General features: G+C 62.1%; 10 protein-coding genes. 7 read left to right on the top strand and 3 right to left on the bottom strand.

The genetic code is table 11. The annotated features are described in order from the left end of the window. Nucleotides 1–231: 231 nt before the first annotated feature. The gene (locus tag HDEN_RS12135; protein WP_013216416.1) at nt 232–1,086 is read right to left on the bottom strand and encodes a TIGR01459 family HAD-type hydrolase; all 855 of its coding nucleotides are present in this window, start codon (nt 1,084–1,086) and stop codon (nt 232–234) included. 133 nt (nt 1,087–1,219) lie between these two features. Continuing rightward, on the bottom strand, nt 1,220–3,265 hold the full coding sequence (locus tag HDEN_RS12140; RefSeq protein WP_245256631.1) for an EAL domain-containing protein: 2,046 nt from the start codon (nt 3,263–3,265) through the stop codon (nt 1,220–1,222). Nucleotides 3,266–3,608: 343 nt separating this feature from the next. On the opposite strand from HDEN_RS12140, the gene HDEN_RS12145 reads away from it, so the two are divergent. From HDEN_RS12145 to HDEN_RS12175, 7 genes are all read left to right on the top strand, one after another. After that, nucleotides 3,609–4,355 carry an SDR family oxidoreductase gene (locus HDEN_RS12145; RefSeq protein WP_013216418.1) on the top strand — a complete coding sequence of 249 codons (747 nt, stop codon included), beginning with the start codon at nt 3,609–3,611 and terminating at the stop codon, nt 4,353–4,355. A 65-nt stretch (nt 4,356–4,420) separates the two neighbouring features. Beyond that, on the top strand, nt 4,421–5,356 hold the full coding sequence (locus HDEN_RS12150) for a LysR family transcriptional regulator (protein ID WP_013216419.1): 936 nt from the start codon (nt 4,421–4,423) through the stop codon (nt 5,354–5,356). Between the two features lie 177 nt (nt 5,357–5,533). After that, entirely contained in the window at nt 5,534–6,064 is a 531-nt protein-coding gene (locus tag HDEN_RS12155) for a formate dehydrogenase subunit gamma (RefSeq protein ID WP_013216420.1), read from the top strand. Beyond that, the gene (locus HDEN_RS12160; protein ID WP_013216421.1) at nt 6,061–7,626 is read left to right on the top strand and encodes a formate dehydrogenase beta subunit; all 1,566 of its coding nucleotides are present in this window, start codon (nt 6,061–6,063) and stop codon (nt 7,624–7,626) included. The genes HDEN_RS12155 and HDEN_RS12160 overlap by 4 nt, the downstream gene beginning before the upstream one ends. 56 nt (nt 7,627–7,682) lie before the next feature. Continuing rightward, nucleotides 7,683–10,580: a formate dehydrogenase subunit alpha gene (gene fdhF / locus HDEN_RS12165; RefSeq protein ID WP_013216422.1), complete on the top strand. Its 2,898-nt coding sequence runs from the start codon at nt 7,683–7,685 to the stop codon at nt 10,578–10,580. Nucleotides 10,581–10,619: 39 nt separating this feature from the next. Continuing rightward, a complete protein-coding gene (fdhD, locus tag HDEN_RS12170) occupies nt 10,620–11,429 on the top strand; it encodes a formate dehydrogenase accessory sulfurtransferase FdhD (RefSeq protein ID WP_245256632.1) in 810 nt (269 codons plus the stop codon). Between the two features lie 41 nt (nt 11,430–11,470). Then, nucleotides 11,471–11,752: a formate dehydrogenase subunit delta gene (locus HDEN_RS12175; protein ID WP_013216424.1), complete on the top strand. Its 282-nt coding sequence runs from the start codon at nt 11,471–11,473 to the stop codon at nt 11,750–11,752. Between the two features lie 71 nt (nt 11,753–11,823). Here HDEN_RS12175 and HDEN_RS12180 read toward each other — a convergent pair whose 3' ends face one another. Next, a complete protein-coding gene (locus HDEN_RS12180; RefSeq protein ID WP_013216425.1) occupies nt 11,824–13,908 on the bottom strand; it encodes an elongation factor G in 2,085 nt (694 codons plus the stop codon). Nucleotides 13,909–14,036: the final 128 nt, after the last annotated feature.

Genomic DNA, 14,036 nt, shown 5'->3' on the forward strand with positions numbered 1-14,036 from the left:
GCTTTGCCAGCCTTCGAAATTTTCTGGCATGCAGCGTGACAGAAAATCGGCGGACGACCACCTTCTCCCGTCATGGCCGCGAAGGCAGCCATCTACGTTCGGTGTGCCGCGCACTATTGCGCGGCCACGACCGGTCGCGCGAATTGCCTGAGGGCGCGTTTGCCGTGGATGCTGCTCGGCCATGACGGAAGAAGGCGGAACAGCTTGCCGGATGCGTGTCGCGCGATGCGATTACCAGTTGAAGCCGTTCATGACAGCGATGGGCTGAGCTGACGAGTTCGCGAACAGGCGTGCGGCGGCGGCACCGACATTCTCGTTCGCGTTCACGTCGACGCCGCTCGCGATAAAAACCGAACGAATGCCGAAATTGCTTGCGCCCGCGATGTCCGTTGAAACGCCGTCGCCGATCGCGAGCACGCGGTCTTTCGCTATCGATTTGCCGCGCGTGTCACTGCCGATCTCGAGCGCTAGATCGTAGATCGGCTGAAACGGCTTGCCCGCGTAACTCACGATGCCGCCCAGCGCTTTGTAGGCGCGCGCGATCGCACCGGCGCAATAGATCAGGCGTCCGTCGCGCTCGACCTTCTGATCCGGATTGGCGCAGATCATCGGTATGTCGCGCGCCTTTAGTTTTGCGAGCATCTCTGCGTAATCGGCCGGCGTTTCTTTCTCGTCGTCATAAAGGCCGGTGCAGACGGCGACGACCGCGTCGGCGACGCCGGCTCCGGGGGTTGCCTGCAAGTTGGCGAATACCGGCAAATCACGTTCGGGGCCGATGTGGAGGATCGGCTCGCCCGCCCAATCTTCGATGAGGCTGCGCGAGACATCGCCGGAGCTGACGATACCGTCGTAGGCGGAGCGCGCGACTCCGATGCCGTCGAGCTGGCGGGCAACGCTTTCGCGCGGGCGCGGCGAGTTGGTGACGAGGAGAATCGTGCCGCCTTGCTGCCGGAATGCTTCGCATGCGGCGACGGAAGACGCATAGGGGCGCACGCCGTTGTGCATGACGCCCCAGATATCGACGAACCAAAGATCCGCCGTTGCAGCGAGCGGTGCGATCGATTGCAGAACCGGAATTGCAGTCATTGATGATCCAGGTGTCTCCGCGCGCCATGCGTCGGCACGCGGAGTGCCCTATAGCGTCAGGAGATCAACCTGTCATCGGCGTGAGCGGGTTTGGCGGACGGCGCGGCGATGCGTCGTCCGCTTCAATTGCGTCTCAGGCGGCGGCCGACTGGTTTGACGGTCCGGTCAGCATCACCTGCCGCGGAACGCCGAACAGCGCGCCCTGTCCGAGATCGACGCCGATCTCCAGAAGACGCTTCTGCGTTTTCGCATCCGCGATGCCGCTGGCGATGATCGACAGGCCCGCGAGCGTCGCACGCTGATAGATTTCGTCAGCTGCAACGAAGCGATCGGACGCGGTGAAGCCATCGAAAACGACGTGTGACGGCAGGCGGATGAAGCGGAAGCCCGCCACAGCCAGCGCTGCGAAGTCGGTACGCATATGTTCGATGCCGTCGAGCGCAAAGCGGAAACCATAGGCGTGCATGTCGCGAATGGCCTGCCAGACGGAAGGCGTGAACGCGTCGATCGCGCGCTGCGTCAGAAGAACGACGAGCTGCGTCGCAACCTTGGGGCGGGTGCCGTACACCTGCGCGATGGTTTCGAGGAAAGCGCGCTCCGACAGCGAGCCGCCCATGACTTCGACAAGCAGCGAACCATCCTTGTCGCGCGCTTCCATGCGAAGCGAGAGAGCTGCGGCGCGCTGAAGCCGCTCGCTGTCAAACTTGGCGGCGAGATCCGGACCGGCGTGCGCGAACTCTTCCTCGCGCGAGTCGAGACGTGTGCCATCGGGCGTGCGCAGCGCGACCGTCATCTCATAGTGATTCACGGCGTGCTCGGACAACGTCACGATCGGCGCAAGGAAGACATCGATCGCGGCGGTATCGATCGCCTGAGCAAGCTCGCGACTGTTCGGCGCCGGTGCAGCAGGCGGAGCGCTGTTCATGCCGAAGTCGACCAGCGGCCGTTCAGGAAGCGGCAATTCATGGTGCGGCTCGTGCTGCGATGCCTCAAGCTCGGGCTCGGCCTTTTTCGGACTATGGTCGGCGCCCGCGATACGTTCGGCCGTTGCGGGAATGACGAGCTCGCCGAGGTCCGGCAGCGACGCCGGCTTGGGCGACGACGACGACGGCGCAGGCTCCGGAATAACGGATTTCGGGATGAAGTCGCCGAGGCCGCCCGGGCGCTCGCGCATCGTGGTGGCAGCGGCCTTCAGCGCACCGATCGAATGCTCGATGGCGTCGGTCGTTGGTGTCGAACGCATCTCAGGACGCATTGGTTTTGCGGGCGCGCGCGCGGCTTCGACGAAGTTCACCTCATCGGCTAGCTCGCGAATCTTGCGCTGCACGAGTTCCAGATCACCTTCGACGGTCGTCGCGCTGCGAGCAGCGGCCGGCGAACCCGGTGCCGAGGCTTCGGTGCGCGGGCGGAACGACCACTGGTCGCGGATCAACTCGGCGCCGCCCGTGGACGAACGCTCGTCGCGCGCGGCTTCGATTCCCGATGCCGGGAAACGCATTGCAGTCAGATCGTTCGATGTGTCGTTCAGCGATGTTTCGGCAGCCTCCTGTTCTGGCGTCGGCATAGCGCCGCGCAGCGGCGGCACGGACAAACGGCCATGAACGGGCGCCGAGACGGGCGTAGACGCGACATCTGCATTTGCGGCGGGGCGATGCGGGGCCGCACCCAACGGCGCGGAGCGTGCGACAGCGGCCGCAGCTTTCGCCGCATCGGAAGCGGTCGTGGCCGACGGGAATTCCGGCTGGCGCGATTCGCTGCCTGCGCCGGTCGCGGGCGAAAGTTTCATCCCGCGAAGCGCAGCCGGGCGTTGCGGTTTAGCGCTTTGAAAGCGTGTGCGCGCCAACTCGGCTTTCAATTCTGCGATCTGCGTCGATTTCTGCACCTGCTTGTGGATCAGCATGAACAGCATCCAGGCGCCGACCCCCGCGCCGATCGAGGCGCCCAGCGGCAAACCGAACTGCGCGTAAAGCATCGTCGCGATCGCAGCGGCGACGACCACAATGCTCAGAAGCACGAAGCCGTCTCGCAGCCCTGACTCTTTTTTCGGTTCGGCGGCCGCATCGGGTTTCGACGCGACGTCCGGGCCGGGCGTATGGGGCGCGCTTTGCGCACCCGCCGCGCCCGCCGCCCCTGATGTTGCAGGTGCTGCCGAAGGCTTCGTTTCGTCTTGTCTTCTCATGGTCTTCAGGCCGCCCATCGATTCGTGTCTCTGACAAGCTTCGCAGGCTCGCGAAGCGAGATGCAATGCAGAGCGCGGGACCTATCACCAAGTTTCCGTAGCCTAAGCCTCTATCGGCTCGATTCCCAGCGCATGCGGCGCGCGTCAGTCACACATCAGGATCGGCGTGCACGTTGCGAGTCTCGGTGCAAAGCCGCAAATCCGCCCTTGACCTGTCGCCGGCACACCCGAATCGGGGTGCTGTTTAGGTCTCGTTAGGCGAATCGCCGTGGTATCGTACGACCGACAGCGCCTCTCGCGTGTGCCGGTATTGCGTTATCTGTTGAGCAGGGGATCAAGCGCCATGTACATGGATCGTGTCAGTACGAGTGCCGATGGGTATGTAACGAGTGAGTTCGCGCAGGCGCGCATCCTTATAACTGGTCTTACCGCAACGTCGGGCATCGACATTGCGCGTTCGTTCGCCGACTTGCAGGCGCGTCTGATCGTGCACACGGCCGAGCTTTCCCCTGAGCTGATCGAACTTGCGGCTGTTCTGACGCAGACGGCTGGCGATATTCGCCTGCATACGCAGAATATCTCGAGCGCCGACAGCGCCGCTGCTTTTGCTCAGACATCAGCGCAGGCCTATGGCGGGCTCGACGCCGCCGTCAACATGGCATCCATTTCCTCGGATGAACTCGCGGCGGTGAAGCGCGACAGCGATCTGGAAATGCTGATCACCGAGAAGCTTTCGCCGCTCGCGCAGCTGACACGCATCGTCGCCAATCGCATGAACCTGGTTCTGAGCGAAGGCCTCATCCTTAACGTCCTGAAAATGCCGCGGCCGACGAGCGCCCGCGATACGGCCGTTGCCGGCTACGCGCGCACGGCGCTGGCGGCGATGACGGCGAACGAAGCGCAGGGCTGGGCTGGCCAGGGCATCCGCATCAACGCGGTTGGGCCGTGCGTGGTCGGCGACAGCGGCTTCAATGACGGCGCAGTCCTCACGAACGAGCCCGATGTCGCGACGCTTGCGCTCTATCTCGCATCACATCGGGGGCGTCGCCTCTCGGGGCATGTCTTCGATGCCGACGGCATGGCGTGCTGAAACCGCGCCATTGCTTTCCGCTAGGGAAACATTGAAGATTACAGCTCTCGCCGCAGAGAGCGTTTATGGATATCCGTCAGCTTCAGTATCTCGTCGCGCTGGCGCGTGAAAAGCATTTCACGCGTGCCGCGAATGCCTGTCACGTCACGCAGCCAACGCTCTCGGGCCGCATCCGGCAGCTCGAGCTTGAGCTCGGCGTTCCGATCGTCGAGCGCGGTCAGCGGTATCAGGGGCTGACGCAGGAAGGCGCCCGCGTTCTGAAGTGGGCGCAGCTCATCCTGAACAACTGGGCGTCGATGCATCAGGAGCTGGCGCATCTCGCGACTAGCGATTTCGGGTTGACCGGAAGGCTGGCGTTAGGCGCCATTCCCTCGGCGCTGCCGATGATCCCCTACCTGACCCAGGCGGTCAGAAAGTTGCACCCGCATATCGACTTCACCGTGATGTCGATGAGTTCCGAGGAAATCCTACGGGGCCTCGACGACTATTCGCTCGATGCGGGCATTACTTATCTCGATAATGAGCCTATCAACGGACTGATGGCGACCCCGCTTTACACTGAGCGCTACAGCCTTTTCGTTCCGGCGGGGCATGCTCTCGCGAAGGAGCAATCGGTTACCTGGCGCCAAGCGGCGGAGCTGCCGCTCGGCCTTCCGACGTCGAACATGCAGAACCGGCGGATCATCGACCGGGCTTTCAAGATTGCGGAGAGTCGTCCGAACCCGGCATTAGAGACGAATTCGGTCGTTAATCTCTATTCGAGCGTCAAATTGATGGGTCTCGCGAGCATCATGCCGGAATACATCGTCGGCATTTTCGGAGAAGACCCGGACGTGCAGGCCATTTCGCTGACCTCGCCCAATGTCGCGCAAAGCGTCGGCATGATCACCGCCGACCGCGATCCTGTTGCTCCGCTTATTCGCGCTTTCCGGGAAGCGGCCGCGTCCTTTTCGACGCATGGGATTTCTGCGGTGCAGATGGCAAACCAGAAAAATACTTAAACTGTGGGCCTACCATTAGTTTTCGCATTGCAGCATTGATGGCGTCGATGACCGGATCGGAGATACCGATTTGATTGGGGCCGCGAAATAAAACACTAGAAAAATCGCGGCAAGTGCGCATCTAAATAACAAGTTCGGCCTAGAATTGCCGTCGGGCCGTGCGAGGAAGCGCGCCACATGGCGAAAAAAGTTGGACGTTCACCAAAGGGCGATACCAAGCCCGAAATCACCCCTACGACGCCCGTGCAGATCGCGGCGGCGGCTATTTGTGCGCGTCATGGCAATAAGCCTGACGAGCTTCTCGAGATCTTTCACGAGATGCAGCACGACCTGGGCTATGTCCCGGAAGAGACGCTGCCGATCATCGCCAAGGCGCTCAATCGCTCACGCGCCGAAATCTATGGCGTTCTGACCTTTTACCATGAGTTCCATCGCCATCCGGTCGGCAAGCATGTCGTCAAGATCTGCCGCGCCGAGGCCTGTCAGTCGATGGGAACCGATGAGCTTTGCCAGCACGCCGAATCCAAGCTGAACGTGCCGCTCGGCGGCACCACGGCTGACGGCGCGGTGACGATCGAGCAGGTCTTCTGCCTCGGGAACTGCGCTCTCTCGCCGGCCGTTATGGTGGGAGAGAAGCTTTACGGCAGGGTCGATCCCAAACGGTTTGATGAAATCATCGCCGGCCTTGAGAAGGAGGCCGCGGAATGACCACGGTATTCGTTCCCCTGGACGCCGCCGCGCTTTCGATGGGCGCTGACGAAGTCGCAGACGCCATCATCAACGAAGCCAGCAAGCGTAAGCTCGACGTTCGCGTGGTCCGCAACGGATCGCGCGGCATGCTTTATCTGGAGCCGCTCGTCGAAGTCGAGACGTCCAAAGGCCGGGTGGCCTATGGGCCTGTGAGCGTGAAGGACGTTCCGAGCCTTTTCGATTCCGGTTTTCTCGACGGCAAGGACCACAAGCTCGGCCACGGCCTGACGGAAGAAATTCCCTACTTCAAGAATCAGGAACGGCTGACGTTCGCGCGCTGCGGCATCACCGATCCTTTTTCGATCGAAGATTATCGCAAGCACGGTGGCTATGACGGCCTGACCAAGGCCCTCGCGATGAAGCCGATCGACATCGTCACCGAAGTGACGACTTCGGGTTTGCGCGGTCGCGGCGGCGCCGGCTTCCCGACTGGCATAAAGTGGAAAACAGTCCACGACATTGCGGCTGATCAAAAGTACGTCGCTTGCAACGCCGACGAAGGCGACAGCGGCACGTTCGCCGACCGCATGCTCATGGAAGGCGATCCTTTCTGCCTCATCGAAGGCATGACGATCGCGGCCGTCGCCGGCGGCGCCACCAAGGGCTATATCTACGTCCGCTCGGAATATCCGCATTCGGTCCATAACCTGCGGCAGGCGATCGAAATCGCGCGCGCAGCGAACTGGCTCGGCGATAACATTCAGGGCTCGGGATATTCATTTGACCTCTTCGTGCGCATGGGCGCTGGCGCCTATGTCTGCGGCGAAGAAACGTCGATGCTCGAAAGCCTCGAAGGCAAGCGCGGTCTCGTGCGCTACAAGCCGCCGATCCCTGCGATCGAGGGTCTGTTCGGCAAGCCGACGATCATCAACAACGTCATGAGCTTCGCGGCTGTCCCGATCATTCTCGCGAAGGGCGGCGAGTTCTACAAGAATTACGGCATCGGTCGCTCGCGCGGAACGCTGGCGTTCCAGATTACCGGCAACATCAAGCAGGGCGGTCTGGTCGAGAAGGCGTTTGGCGTCACGACGCGACAGCTGATCGAGGACTGGGGCGGCGGCACCTACAGCGGCCGGCCGGTGCGCGCGGTGCAGATCGGCGGACCGCTCGGCGCGTATCTGCCGGAGTCGAAGTTCGACGTGCCGATGGATTACGAGGAATTCGCGAAGGTCGACGCGATGGTCGGCCACGGCGGTTTGGTCGTGTTCGACGACACGGTCGACATGGCGAAAATGGCCCGCTTCGCGATGGAATTCTGCGCTATCGAAAGCTGCGGTAAGTGCACGCCATGCCGCATCGGCTCGACGCGCGGCGTCGAGGTGATGGATCGCATCATCGCGGACGTCGATCGCGAGCGGAATATCGAGCTTCTCGAAGATCTTTGCGAAACGATGACAGACGGATCTCTCTGCGCGCTCGGCGGCCTCACGCCCTATCCCGTGAGAAGCGCCCTGCGCGGTTTTCCGGAAGATTTTCACAAGCCGGCGCCTAATAAATTTCTAGCCGACGCAGCAGAATAAACGCTCAGCTTCAACGACCTCCATGAGGACGGATTATGAACCAGCATGTTAAGCCGATGACGCTCATCAAAGAGACGGACTACGGCACCAAGACTCCGGAAGTTCATGAGACGACCAAGATGGTCACGCTCGAGATCGACGGGTTTGAAGTCACCGTTCCGGAAGGAACGTCGATCATGAACGCCGCGATGCAGCTCGGCATTCAGATCCCGAAGCTGTGCGCCACCGATAGTCTCGATCCGTTCGGCTCGTGCCGGCTTTGCCTTTGCGAGATTGAAGGCCGCCGCGGAACGCCCGCGTCGTGCACGACGCCGGTTGCGCAGGGCATCAAGGTTGCGACCCAGAACCAACGTCTGGCGAAGCTGCGCCGCGGCGTGATGGAGCTTTATATCTCCGACCACCCGCTCGACTGCCTCACCTGCGCCGCGAACGGCGACTGCGAACTGCAGGACATGGCCGGCGCGGTCGGTCTGCGCGAAGTGCGCTATGGTTATGACGGCGAAAACCACGTGTTCGCGAAGCGCGCCGACGGCTCGGCGAACGATCGCTTCAAGCAGACGGACGTTTCGAACCCCTACTTCCAGTTCCAGCCGTCGAAGTGCATCGTCTGCTCGCGCTGCGTCCGCGCCTGTGAAGAAGTTCAGGGCACGTTCGCGCTGACGATCGACGGACGCGGTTTTGCTTCGCACGTCTCGGCCGGCATGGACGAGCAGTTCCTGGCATCGGAATGCGTTTCGTGCGGCGCCTGCGTACAGGCTTGCCCGACGGCGACGCTCATCGAGAAGTCGGTGGTCGACATGGGCCAGCCGGAGCATTCGATCATCACGACGTGCGCGTATTGCGGCGTCGGATGTTCGTTCAAGGCGGAGATGCGCGGCGATGAACTCGTTCGCATGGTGCCCTACAAGGATGGCGGCGCCAACGAAGGTCATTCCTGCGTCAAGGGCCGCTTCGCATTCAGCTATGCGACGCACAAGGATCGCATGCTGACGCCGATGATCCGCGAGAAGATCACCGATCCGTGGCAGGTCGTGACGTTCGACGAAGCGATCAATTATGCCGCGAAGCGTTTCATGGAAACGCAGGCCAAGTACGGCCGCAAGTCGATCGGCGCGGTCACGTCTTCGCGGACCACGCTCGAAGAAATCTACTCCGTGCAGAAGCTCGTTCGTGGCGCGTTCAACAACAACAACGTCGACACGTGCGCGCGCGTCTGCCACTCGCCGACCGGCTTCGGCTTGAAGGTTGCTTTCGGCGAAGCCGCCGGCACGCAGGACTTCAAGAGCACCGACAAGACCGACGTCATGCTCGTCATCGGTTGCAACCCGACCGACGCGCATCCCGTCTTCGGTTCGCGCATGAAGAAGCGCATTCGCGAGGGCGCCAAGCTGATCGTCATCGATCCGCGCAAAGTCGAGCTCGTCGACTCTCCGCACGTCAAGGCCGACTATCACTTGCAGCTGATGCCCGGCACCAACGTCGCGGTGGCAAACGCCATCGGTCACGTGATCGCGACCGAGAATCTGATCGACCGGAAGTTCGTCAACCGTCGCTGCGAGAAGACCGATTTCCATCGCTGGGAAGAGTTCATCCGTCAGCCGCAGCACGCGCCTGAGGCTGTCGAGCACATCACCCGCGTTCCGGCACAGTTGATCCGCGAGGCTGCGCGCCTTTACGCGACCGGCGGCAACGCTGCGATCTACTACGGTCTCGGCGTCACGGAACACACGCAGGGTTCGACGACGGTCATGGCGTTGGCGAACCTCGCGATGGCGACGGGCAACCTCGGCCGCGAAGGCGTGGGCGTGAACCCGCTGCGCGGCCAGAACAACGTGCAGGGCTCGTCCGATATGGGCTCCGCGCCGCACGAGTTCCCCGGCTACCGCCACGTCTCCAACCAGGAAGTGCGCGATATCTATAAGAAGGAATGGAACCGCGAGCTCGATCCCGAGCCGGGCCTCCGCATTCCGAACATGTTCGATGCGGCTCTCGATGGATCGTATCGCGGCATGTTCATCCACGGCGAAGACATCGCGCAGTCCGATCCCGACACGCATCACGTCGAGGCCGCTCTCAGGGCGATGGACATCGTCGTCGTGCAGGACCTATTCCTGAACGAGACGGCAGCGTTCGCGCACGTCTTCCTGCCCGGCACGTCGTTCCTTGAAAAGGACGGCACGTTCGTCAACGCCGAGCGGCGCGTCAATCGCGTGCGCAAGGTGTTCCAAGAGAAGCAGGGCATGCCGGAATGGGCCATCGTCGCGCAGCTTGCGACCGCGATGGGCTTCCCGATGTACTACGCGACGGCCTCGGAGGTCATGGACGAGATCGCGCGGACGACGCCGACGTTCTCCGGTATTTCGTACGACCGTCTGGACGAACTCGGTTCGATCCAGTGGCCGTGCAACGACCAGCATCCGACCGGCACGCCGATCATGCACACGGAAGAGTTCGTCCGTGGCAAGGGCCGCTTCATGCTGACCGCGTACATGGCGACCGATGAAAAGGCGAGCAACACGTTCCCGCTCATTCTCACGACGGGCCGTATCCTCTCGCATTATAACGTCGGCGCGCAGACGCGGCGCACGGACAACATGGCGTGGCATCCCGAGGACGTTCTCGAGATGCACCCGTACGATGCGGAAATTCGCGGCCTCAAGGACGACCAGATCGTTTCCCTGACCAGCCGCGCGGGTGCGACGACCATCCGCGTGAAGATATCCGATCGCATGCCGCAAGGTGTCGTTTACACGACCTTCCATCATCCGGGCACGGGCGCAAACCTGATCACGACCAGCGCGTCCGACTGGGCAACCAACTGCCCGGAATACAAGGTAACTGCGGTGCAGGTGATGCCGTCGAACCAGCCTTCCGATTGGCAGTCCGAGTGGAACATCCGCAACGTGGAAAGCAAGCGTATCAGCACGGAGAAGAAGCTGGAGCCGGCGGAGTAAATCCGCGGCTCTGCCTCGAAATCATCTGCAATGGGCGTCATGGCGAACGTGATTTCTCGACAGGGCGGGAACGAGTCTCTTTGCTCGTACCCCGCCTTGGGCGAGACCGTCGTCGCCGGGACGGCGCAGCCGGTCACTTGGCAATTGCCGCAAGAGACGCCGGTCGCGCTGCAGATCAATTCCGAGCCCTACACCGTCATGATGGCGACGCCTTCGGATCTGCGCGACTTCGCGTTCGGATTTCTGATCGGCGAAGGTATTCTCAAGGACCCGAAAGAAATTCGCGGCGTGCTCGAGATGCCGGGCGACGAAGGCATCACCATCGACGTGGCGGTTCCGGAAACGGCTCTTGAAGTGTCGCGCCTCGCGCGCCGTTCGATTGAAGGCCGAACCGGCTGCGGACTGTGCGGCATCGAAGATATCGCGTCGGCCGTTCGGCCGTTGCCTTTTCTCGATCGGAACTGGGCGCCTTCGGTCGATGCCATCGAGCGGGCGGCAGCGAACCTGTTTCAGCATCAGCCGATGAACCAGCACAATCGTTCGGTGCATGGCGCGGCGTGGGTTTCGCGCGACGGAGAGATCCGGCTCGTGCGCGAAGATGTCGGACGTCACAACGCACTCGATAAGCTGATCGGCGCGCTGGTGCGCGATGATCTCGACGTGCGCGACGGCTTCGTCTTGATGACGAGCCGATGCAGCTTCGAACTCGTGCAGAAAGCCGTAACAGCCGGCATCGGCGCGCTCGTGACTGTTTCCGCCCCGACATCGCTGGCGCTCGAGCTTGCACGCAAATCGAATCTTTTCCTGGCGGCGCTCGCCAAGGGGAAGCCCGTTGTCTTTAACTCCTGACGCAGCGCAGTGCTGGTCGCAAATTCAATTCGGTAGGGAAGATGGATAAAGAAGTTCTGATTCAGATGGCCAACCAGATCACGGATTTCTGGTCCCCCTATCCGAAAACCGAGGCGACGGAGAGCATCGCGCGACACATCCATACGTTTTGGGATCCGCGCATGCGTGACCAGATGAAGACGATCATCGACGATGGCGGTGAAGGCCTGTCGCCGCTCTTCATCGAGACGATGAAGGACTATTTCAACGGTCCGAAATCTCCGGCAAAGCCCGTTCCATCCGCTCCGCAGGCCAAGCCAAAAGCCGGCACACCGGCATCGTAATTTCGGACTTCACAAAAAAGGGTGGCGAAAGCCACCCTTTCCGCATCTGATCTCGCGCTTTCCTTCCAGCGCTACTCCGCTGCTGCGCGGTTGGCGCTCAGCACCTGGTCTTTCAATCTGCCCGACACTTCCGCCAGGTGATCGAAGCCGAACGTGAACGAGCCGACGCCAGCGGTTGCGGATCGTAGATCGATAATCAGATTATCCATCTCCGCTTCCGGAATGTGCGCTTCGATCACGTCCCAACCCGGCCATCCCGAACGCGCGTCGAACCCAAGGATCTGCCCGCGCCGTTGCGAGATGATGCCGTTGATGCGTGCGTTCGCTTCGGACGGCACCGCGATCGAAACCGCCATGACAGGCTCGAGCAGAACCGGATTGCACTTCGGCAAGCCTTCCGACATCGCGAGGCGACCGGCCTGCCGGAACGCCATGTCGGACGAGTCGACCGTATGATAGGAGCCATCGGTCAGCGTCACGGCGACGTCGACGACGGGGAAGCCGAGCGGGCCTTCCGTCAAATAATCGCGCACGCCGATCTCGACCGACGGAATGAAATTGCGCGGAATTGCGCCGCCGGTGATCGTTTCCGAGAACGTGACGCCGGCTGACCGCGGCAGCGGCTTGATGTCGAGCTTGACGTCGCCGAACTGCCCATGACCGCCGGATTGCTTTTTGTGCCGGCCGCGAATTTCGGTTGCCGAGCGTATGGTCTCCTTGTAGCCGACGCGCCGCTTTTCGCGCACGACTTCGATGCCGTACTTGCGCAGCAGCCGTTCGAGCGCGACGCGCAGGTGCATCTCGCCCTGCCCGTGCAGCAGGATCTGATGCATGTCGGCGTTGTGCTCAAGCGTCAACGAGGGGTCCTCGTCGACGAGCTTGGCGGCGGCGGAGGACAGTTTCACTTCGTCCTTGCGATCCTTGAGGCCGAGGCCGATGGCCAGCACAGGTTGCGGCGGCTTCGGGACGGGGATTTGCGTCACCGACGATTTGCCGACGCCGATCGTCTCGCCGGAATGAATGGCGTCGAGGCGTCCCAGCGCGACGGTATCGCCGGCCTTGGCGCCGCTGCACTTCGCCGTTTCCTCGCCGCGGATCGTGAATATGCCGGCGACGCGAACTTCCTGGCCCTCGCCGCCTGTCACCGTGGCGTTATCGGGAATGTCTCCGGCAAGAACGCGGGCAAACGACAGCTTGCCGCCCGACTTGGTATGCAGGCTTTTGAAGACGTAAGCCGCCGACTTGACGTTTTCGAGCTTGTGCCGCCGCGCGGTGTCCTCGACGAACGGGCATTCGTGCCGGAGCGCCTTCAGCAGGCGCATGATGCCATGCCCTTCCTGCGCCGAACCCAGCAGCACCGGGCAGATCATGCCGTCCTTGAATTCCTTCGCCAGATCTTCAAACACGCGATCGTTGGGCGGGGGAATGTCGGCGAGCAACTGCTCCATCAGCTCGTCGTCGTAGTCGGCGAGCTTCTCAAGCATCTCGAAGCGGGCTTCCTTCTCGCGCGCCGCCACAGCCGACGGCAGTTCGATGATCTTACTCTCGGCGTGCTCGCGATAGACGTAGGCGCGCTCGGACGCCAGATCGACGAAGCCGGTCGCGATGCCGTTTTCCCAGATCGGAATCTGGCGAAGGACGAGCGGTTTCGAACTCGCGGGCTGCAAGCCCGGAATGATGTCGCGCAGCGGTGTTTGCGACGAGTCGATCTTGTTCAGGAAAATGAGATGCGGGATTTTGGCGTCTTCCAGCTGCTTCAGGATCACCTGCAGCGCCGCGACGCGTTTCGGATCGGCTTCGCTCACCACGACCGCCATATCGCAGGCGGGGAGCGCGAGGGCGCCTTCGTGGGCGAATTCAACCGATCCTGGACAGTCGATGAAGGTGAACTTGTCTTCGAGGAAGGATACGTCCGCGACGTTGACGCCGACGCTCATTGCGTGTTCACGGGCTTCGGGGGTGTTGTCGCCGACCGTTGACTTGGCGGCGATGGAGCCGGCTCGCGAGATGCCGCCGGTACGTGCGAGAATTGCTTCGAGAAGTGTGGTCTTGCCGCTTGCGAAGGGTCCGATCAACGCGACGCAACGTGCGCCTCGGACCCCACCCCTGCCTCCCTGAGCGCCACTTCTGCCCTTCGGGCCATCTGAACTCGTCATGATTGCCTCCGACATTGCGAGGCGCAGACCAACGCTTGGCCGCACCCCGCACCTCGAAGGATACGGCGGGGATCATGCTCGCTCGAAAGGCGTCGCGGCACAACCGTCTTAACGGGGCTCCGCCGCAC

It is taken from the genome of Hyphomicrobium denitrificans ATCC 51888, from assembly GCF_000143145.1.
Taxonomy (GTDB): domain Bacteria; phylum Pseudomonadota; class Alphaproteobacteria; order Rhizobiales; family Hyphomicrobiaceae; genus Hyphomicrobium_B; species Hyphomicrobium_B denitrificans.